The organism is Paenibacillus sp. MSJ-34 (assembly GCF_018918005.1).
In the GTDB taxonomy this organism is placed as follows: Bacteria; Bacillota; Bacilli; order Paenibacillales; family Paenibacillaceae; genus MSJ-34.
This window is the reverse complement of sequence record NZ_JAHLPR010000058.1, coordinates 26,282-34,208: the sequence shown is the minus strand read 5'-3', so window position 1 is coordinate 34,208 and position 7,927 is coordinate 26,282. Positions and strand designations below refer to the sequence as shown.

Here is a 7,927-nt window from a genome sequence, read left to right as displayed (position 1 = left end):
ATTCCGGAAAGTCCAGTCCCAAATTTATTTTTCAAAGATCAACTGGAAATTTTGAAGGCGGCCGCCAGTCCCCTAGGGGACTGGAAGTAAACTCAAAACTGCCTTCAAGAAATACTATATGAGGAGGTTATTTTTATGATTTCTTTAAACGATACGCCCGTACCCAGGTCAGAAGATATTGATATTACTACCTTTGCGGAATTAATGAACGCCATAGAGAACGCAAATGAAGGCGACGTTTTAAACCTTAATATAAAAAACGACCTTGTGTTCACCAGCTCTGTGGTGATCAGAAGAAGCCTGACCATCAATATTACAAATGGCAGCGGCGGAAATGAGGTCATACTTTCGACAACGGGCGATAATTTCCGTCATTTTTCGACCAACCCAAGCGGTGGGACCACTCTTGCGGACGTTCCTAATATAAGCATGACTATAAACAAAGGCGTTGTCCTTAACGGAAATAATACCTCGGGTGGTATCGGCTTTTTAAGCTCGGGCGGACAATTGATTCTGGATGGCTGCTCAATTATTAATTGCGTGAGAAGCGGATCTGGCGCCGCGGGCAACGGCGGAGCCCTTTCGGTTGGCGGCGATACAGCCATATGTACGCTAAGCATGCGGGATTTTCTGATTGCGCACTGTATGGCTAATAACGGCGGCGGCATATACATGAACGGCAACGCTGTTTGTATAATGAACAATGGTGAAATCTCCGGCAATACAGCCAGCGCAGACAACTCAAATGGCGGTGGCGTGTATGTGTTCGGCGCTACCAATTCTTTCACTATGAACAATGGCACAATTTCTAACAATACGGCTACAAACGGCGGCGGAGTGTTCAACTTAAGCGGAACCTTTACTATGTCGGGCAATGCCGCAATCATTGATAATACGGCCGCAAACAGCGCCGGCAATGCAGGCAACGGCGGTGGTGTATTCAACAGTGGCGGCCATTTTACCATGAACGACGGAGCGATTAGCGGCAATTCGACCGCTAGAATCGGCGGCGGTTTTCGCAACAACGGAGCGAATGCTGTCTTCGATATGCGCGGAGGTGAAATCTCCGGTAACACATCCGTCGGCGACACCAGCGGTGGTGTGACAAATATTAACGGCGCGACTTTCAACCTATATGATGGTAAAATTTCAGGAAATATAACAGGATCATTTAGTGGCGGCGGTGTTAACAACCAGGCATCTACCTTTGTGATGACAGGCGGTGAGATTTCCGGCAATACAGCCTCCAGCGGCGGCGGCGTATTGAACTGGAGTAACGGCAGCTTTATTATGGAGGGCGGCATAATCTCCGCCAATATAACTACAGCCCCCGAGGGCAGGGGCGGCGGCGTATTCAACTTTGGTCCCGCCACCTTTACCATGCGCGGCGGCACAATCACCGGCCATACAACGGCCAGCTTAGGTGGCGGTATAAACAGTACAGGCTCCGATTCCTTTGTCACTATCGAAAGCGGAACTATTTCTGGCAATACGGCCATCATCGACGGCGGGGGAGTTTGGATCGTTCATGAAGATCTGGCTAATCTTGTTGTAGGGCCCGCTGCGATTTTCTCGAACAACAGCGCTTCCAGAGCCTTTAGCCGCAACCCTATCGACGACGAGCTCTATTTTACACATATCTTTGGTACCCTGTGGACTTTGCCCTTTGCACAAGGCTATAACAATTTTGACGTGTCATATATCAACAGCACCACCTAGCCTTTCCCGTAGATGTTAACCTTCACGGAATCAAAGAGAATCCGTCTTGCCATTACGAATCGACTCATTAGTATCGGGTGACAAGAACATATATGCTTAAAAGTCGCATAGATGCGGCTTTTTTGTTTTAACGATATAAGAACGGTCTTCAATACTTCGAATCGTCTGGCAACGCAAGAGCTACTTCTTACCAGAGTCGGCTGCCGCCGAGAGGAAGAAATTGTTTCGAAATCTTGCGGTTTCATTCGAAGATGATGCAAAACCGAGTTCTGCGAGCTTATACTGTGAATCAGCAATGGAATTTTAGAAGATAAGGGAGGATGTATTTTCATATGATGAAGCAAAATCCAGTTCTTAATCTTGATACGGATGAACGAATGGACATTGGAACCTATCTGTTGGAACAAATCAATGATTACCTGACGCACATACGCGGGGTCCGTGTCTCACCTGAACTCAACGTGGACGCAGTTGTAGAACACGCACGCAGATTATCCTTTGAGCATCCCGTCAGCGCGCGCGAGGCGATTTATCATCTCCTGGAGGGATTAACACAATACCAGGTGCATACGCCACACCCGCGATATTTCGGCCTGTATAATCCGCGGCCCAACTTCATGGGAATTATGGCGGACACGATTACTGCAGCTTTCAATCCGCAGCTTGCAGCATGGAGCCATGCGCCTGTAGCGGTCGAAATAGAGAACTATGTATTGAAAGAGATAGCTTCCAAATTCGGTTATTCGGCAGATGCAGCGGATGGGACATTTACAACGGGGGGAGCGGAAGCAAATCTGACGGCCGTACTGACCGCATTAGTACATCATTTTCCATCCTATGCCAAAGAGGGGCTGAGGTCGCTCCCCAAGCATCCCGTCATGTACGCCTCTGCTGAGAGCCACCATTCCCTGGTAAAGGCAGCGCGTTCCTGCGGACTGGGTACGGATTCCCTTCGTATGATTATGACGGGCTCTGAAATGCAAATAGATGTTGATGCGCTTCATCATCAAATTCAAGTGGATCGCGCTGCTGGATACGCTCCATTTCTCATCATTGCGACGGGTGGAACGACCGGCGCCGGAGCGATTGATCCCATTAACGAAATGGCAAACTTGGCTGAACGCGAGCAATTATGGTTGCATGTCGATGCTGCGTATGGTGGAGCCTCCGTGTTTGCACCGGAACTGTTGGATCTGCTTCGCGGTATTGACCGAGCTGACTCCATTACCTTCGATGCGCACAAGTGGATGTCTGTCCCGATGGGGGCGGGAATTTATATTACACGCCATAAGGACATCTTGCATAGAACATTCAGCATAACGGCAGATTATATGCCTAAAGAAGGGGCTGATCTGGATACCGTTGATCCGTTCACCCATTCGATTCAATGGTCGCGAAGGTTTATCGGTTTGAAAGTGTATTTATCGCTTGTGACGGCTGGTTGGGAAGGCTATCGAAGCATGGTGCGGCACCAGACTGAGATGGGCAATCGGTTGCGCCGGGAGCTTGCTTGCTCTAACTGGAAGGTTATCAATGAAACTGTATTGCCTGTCGTTTGCTTTACAGATACCAATATTCAATCAAAGAGCCAATCGAATTTCGCATCATTTATATGTCAAGAGATATTGCGTTCGGGGCAGGCATGGATTTCAGTATACGAAATAAACAAGACTCCCGTGCTGCGGGCTTGCATTACGAACTACGATACAACAGAGGAAGATATTATGGTATTGATGGAACTGCTGAATAGAGCAAGAGCGAAATATTTGGAGGAGACATCCGAAAGGTCATTTGAAAAAGAGCGCCCATAAACTTTTTTCATCCCTAAAGGCGAAGCTGACTGGCTATGTGTGGATAGGTCAGCACGAAATAAGGCTAAAGTTTCTGACTACGAACCGGACTTTATTCGGCTGAGGGAAAAATCAAGTATTGTTCAAAATTACAATGCACAACTTAAGAAAGTATCTATAGTTTTATCGATTGGGGTTGTGGTCTGCAAGTCCTTTTTTCGGACAACTCATTTGAAAAAAATCATCTATCATTTGATGAACCAGTCGAGCCCTTTCATTGTCTGCGAGTGTATAATAAACTTCTTTCCCTGCACGCCTGCTTTTGATTAGACCGTGAAGCTTTAGCAATTTCAAGTGATGAGAAACAGACGCGGCACTCATGCCAAGAGCGGCCGAAATATTGTTCCCGCACTCCTCGCAATGACAGAGCAACCATAGGATTCGCAGACGCGAACCGTCGCATAGCTGTTGGAAGACGGTAGCTCCGTCCAGAAAATATTCCACATCAGGCATTTGCTTCAAAGCATAGCTTAAATCTTGACCGTGGTCGTGAAGTATTTTCTTGTCTTTTATCATGGCCACTCCTTTGAGAAAGTAATCATTTGATTAAACAATCATTATATTCATTCTATTCTAGCCTATGCTTTACCTAATATCTTGTCAAGCGCATTGTCGGACATTTGCTTTCCGTTACCGGAGTATTGATGGCATTTTCTTCAATATATTATTGACAATGATAATCATTATCACTTATAATGTTTACTGATTAACAAAAAATGAACAATACATAGGAAAAGGAGTGGCGATGAGATGGCAGTGAGCCTACGAATTGAACAATTGAGGGCGGCCGTAGAAGGGAAAGAAATCTTGAAAGGTCTAAGCCTTGCGGTAAATGGCGGAGAAATTCATGTCGTCATGGGACCGAACGGAACAGGGAAGAGTACGTTGGCCTCCGCTTTGATGGGGCACCCCAAGTACGAAGTGACAGAGGGGGCCGTTACGCTGAACGGAGAAGATCTGCTGGAGATGGAAGTGGATGAAAGGGCGCGGGCAGGCTTGTTTCTGGCCATGCAATATCCGAGTGAGATCACGGGGGTCACGAATTCCGATTTCATGTGTAGTGCGATCAATGCCAGACGTGAAGAAGGCCAGGAAATCTCGTTGATCAAATTGGTGCGGATGATGGAAGCAAGCATGCAGACGCTGGAGATGAACCCGGAATTTATGCATCGTTACTTGAACGAGGGTTTTTCCGGAGGGGAGAAAAAGCGGAATGAAATTTTGCAAATGATGATGCTCGAGCCTTCAATGGTCATTCTGGATGAAATCGACTCCGGTCTGGACATTGATGCGCTGCGCATCGTTGCTGAAGGGGTCAACGCTTTGCGCAGTGCAGACCGAGGATTCTTAATTATCACGCACTATCAGCGGCTGCTTAATTATATCAAGCCGGACTTTGTACATGTGATGATGCAAGGAACCATCGTAAAGTCTGGAGGGCCGGAATTAGCGCAGCGGTTAGAAGCAGACGGATATGAGTGGATCAGGGAAGAGCTGGGTATTGCAGAGGAAGCTGCGGCGCCGGACGAAGAAGAGTCGTTTCAAATTCCGATGCAAACCAAGGCACCGCGCAGCTGAAGGGGGAGAGCCGTAACATGACAATGAACAGTGCAGAGAACCGGGGACCGGAGCAGCTTAGATATGAAGCGGAACCGGATTGGCTGACCGAATTGAGGAAGAGAGGCTTGGATGCCGCTCGCACCCTGCAACTGCCCAAGTTGGACAAGACGAAACTGCAGCGCTGGCCTTTAGGGCAGCAAGGCGTTTGCCGCAAGCCTGAGCCGGCGTCTTCTCTCGATGAATTGCCGGATTCGATCAGGAGATGGGTGTACGCTGACGATGTGCTGGTACAGCGGAATTCGGGTCCAATCATCAAGCATCTGACTGAAGCGCTGCAGAAGCAAGGGATTATTCTGACCGACTTGGAAACAGCAACACGGCTGTATCCGGAACTTGTAAAGCCTTATTTCATGCAAGCTTTGCATACAGAAGAGAATCTGCTTACCGCGCAGCATGCCGCGCGCTGGAGCGGCGGAGCCTTTATTTACATCCCTGAGGGGGTTCATGTGGAGACCCCGCTGCAGACGATATTCTTTGTAGACGAATCCGATACGCTCTTTATGCCGCATGTTTTAGTGGTAGCCGAGGAGCGTAGTTCCGTAACGCTGGTGGAGAATACCATGTCCTCATTAGAGAATAGTGTGGGGGTGAATCAAGCCGTTATGGAAGTATTCGTAGGCAAAGGTGCACAAGTCAATGTTGTGTCATTGCACCAACTGGAAAGAGACTTGATCGACCTGACCTATCGGCGCGCAATCGTTGAACAGGGCGGAACGATGAACTGGTTGATTGGCGAAATGAATGGGGGCAAGACGATGAGCGATACGGCATCCCTTCTCAAAGGGGAAGGGGCCGGTTCGGATCTTAAGACAATCTTGGTGGGATCCGGCAGTCAGACGATGAATATCACAGCCCGGACGATGCATTTTGGCAAGAATTCGACAAGCGATATGGTGATCAGAGCGGTGATGAGAGAGCAGTCAACCGCCATATTGAACGGGATCACCAAAATTGAGAAGGGAGCAAGCGGGGCGAACGGACAGCAGACGGAGAAAATACTAATGTTGCATCCCGGGGCGCGCGGCGACGCGAATCCGATCCTGCTGATCGATGAAGACGATGTGAAAGCAGGACACGCCGCCAGCGTCGGACAAGTCAATCCGGAACAGCTGTACTATATGATGTCCAGAGGCATTAGCCGCGTAGAGGCCGAGCGGCTGATCGTGTACGGTTTCCTTGCTCCCGTCGTGGCCGAAGTACCGCTGGAAGGTATAGCCGCTCAGATGCAAGCGCTTGTGGAACAAAAGCTAGGGCAAGTCAAGGAAATAGATCAAGCAAGCATAGTTGAATAAGGAGGATGACAACATATGGCTAAGGAATTGGTGGAGCTGGGAGAGTATCAGTATGGCTTCAGAGATGCGCATCAAGCGGTGTTTCAATCCGGCAAGGGACTGACTCGTGAGATTGTTGCCACCATATCGGAGATGAAGGGCGAACCCGGCTGGATGCTCGACTTTCGCCTGAAGTCGCTGGAACTGTTCCAAAGCATGCCGATGCCTGCATGGGGCGGCGATCTGCGAGCACTGGATTTCAATGATATCCAATATTATGTCAAGCCTTCCGAGAAACAGGGAAAAACCTGGGAGGAAGTGCCGATTGAGATTAAGCAAACCTTTGACAAGCTTGGCATACCGGAAGCGGAACAGAAGTTTCTTGCCGGTGTGTCGGCCCAGTATGAATCCGAAGTCGTCTATCACAGCATCCAGAAAGAGCTAGAGGAACAAGGGGTCATATTCACGGACACGGATACGGCGCTGCGAGAGCATCCGGATTTGCTGCGCCAATATTTTGGTACCATTGTTCCGCCGAGCGATAACAAATTTGCCGCACTTAACAGCGCGGTATGGTCCGGAGGAAGCTTTGTCTATGTTCCGAAAGGGATAAAATGCGAAGTGCCGTTGCAAGCTTACTTCCGCATCAATTCGGAGAACATGGGGCAATTCGAAAGGACGCTCATCATTACGGAAGAAGACAGCTTTGTGCATTATGTAGAAGGCTGCACGGCACCGATATACAGCACGAACTCGCTTCATAGCGCCGTTGTGGAAATCATTTGTAAGAGAAATTCCCGTGCGCGATATACAACCATTCAAAACTGGGCTCCCAATATTTACAACATGGTGACAAAGCGGGCGGTAGCCGAAGAAAACGCAACGATGGAATGGGTGGACGGCAATATTGGCTCCAAACTGACGATGAAATACCCTTCCGTTTTGTTAAAAGGCCGTGGAGCCAAAGGTTCGGTGCTCTCGATTGCGGTCGCCGGCAAAGGGCAGCATCAGGATGCCGGGGCCAAAATGATTCACCTGGCTCCGGATACGACTTCGACCATCATATCGAAATCGATCAGCAAGCACGGCGGCAAAGTCACGTACCGCGGTCTGGCTTCCTTCGGACGCAAAGCTTCCGGAGCCAAGTCGAACATCAAATGCGACACGCTCATTCTCGATAATGAGTCCACGTCGGATACGATCCCTTATAACGAGATCATGAACGACAATGTCACGCTCGAGCACGAAGCGACTGTCTCCAAGGTATCCGAGGACCAGCTCTTCTACTTGATGAGCCGCGGCCTGTCCGAAGACGAAGCGACCCAGATGATCGTGATGGGCTTCATCGAGCCGTTCACGAAAGAACTGCCCATGGAATATGCGGTTGAGATGAACAGACTCATCAAGCTCGAGATGGAAGGCAGTATAGGGTAGTTGCCGCAGTTTGTAGATAAATGGAAGAAAATC

The 7,927-nt window shown here is 49.0% G+C and carries 6 protein-coding genes; 5 read left to right on the top strand and 1 reads right to left on the bottom strand.

Annotated features, from left to right (window positions below; all coding sequences use genetic code 11):
• The first annotated feature begins 135 nt into the window (after nt 1–135).
• The gene (locus tag KQI79_RS23655) at nt 136–1,719 is read left to right on the top strand and encodes a hypothetical protein (protein ID WP_216540780.1); all 1,584 of its coding nucleotides are present in this window, start codon (nt 136–138) and stop codon (nt 1,717–1,719) included.
• Nucleotides 1,720–2,051: 332 nt separating this feature from the next.
• Complete coding sequence (locus KQI79_RS23650) at nt 2,052–3,530, top strand: pyridoxal phosphate-dependent decarboxylase family protein (RefSeq protein ID WP_216540779.1); 1,479 nt, start codon at nt 2,052–2,054, stop codon at nt 3,528–3,530.
• A 162-nt stretch (nt 3,531–3,692) separates the two neighbouring features.
• Here KQI79_RS23650 and KQI79_RS23645 read toward each other — a convergent pair whose 3' ends face one another.
• On the bottom strand, nt 3,693–4,085 hold the full coding sequence (locus KQI79_RS23645) for an ArsR/SmtB family transcription factor (protein WP_216540778.1): 393 nt from the start codon (nt 4,083–4,085) through the stop codon (nt 3,693–3,695).
• Between the two features lie 234 nt (nt 4,086–4,319).
• Between KQI79_RS23645 and sufC the strand changes: the two genes are divergently transcribed.
• The 3 genes from sufC to sufB are packed head-to-tail and all read left to right on the top strand — an operon-like array spanning nt 4,320 to nt 7,894.
• Entirely contained in the window at nt 4,320–5,147 is an 828-nt protein-coding gene (gene sufC, locus KQI79_RS23640) for a Fe-S cluster assembly ATPase SufC (RefSeq protein ID WP_216540777.1), read from the top strand.
• Between the two features lie 17 nt (nt 5,148–5,164).
• Nucleotides 5,165–6,481: a Fe-S cluster assembly protein SufD gene (sufD, locus tag KQI79_RS23635; protein ID WP_216540776.1), complete on the top strand. Its 1,317-nt coding sequence runs from the start codon at nt 5,165–5,167 to the stop codon at nt 6,479–6,481.
• A gap of 15 nt (nt 6,482–6,496) precedes the next feature.
• Nucleotides 6,497–7,894, top strand: a complete 1,398-nt coding sequence (gene sufB, locus KQI79_RS23630; RefSeq protein WP_216540775.1) for a Fe-S cluster assembly protein SufB — start codon at nt 6,497–6,499, stop codon at nt 7,892–7,894.
• Nucleotides 7,895–7,927 lie beyond the last annotated feature (33 nt).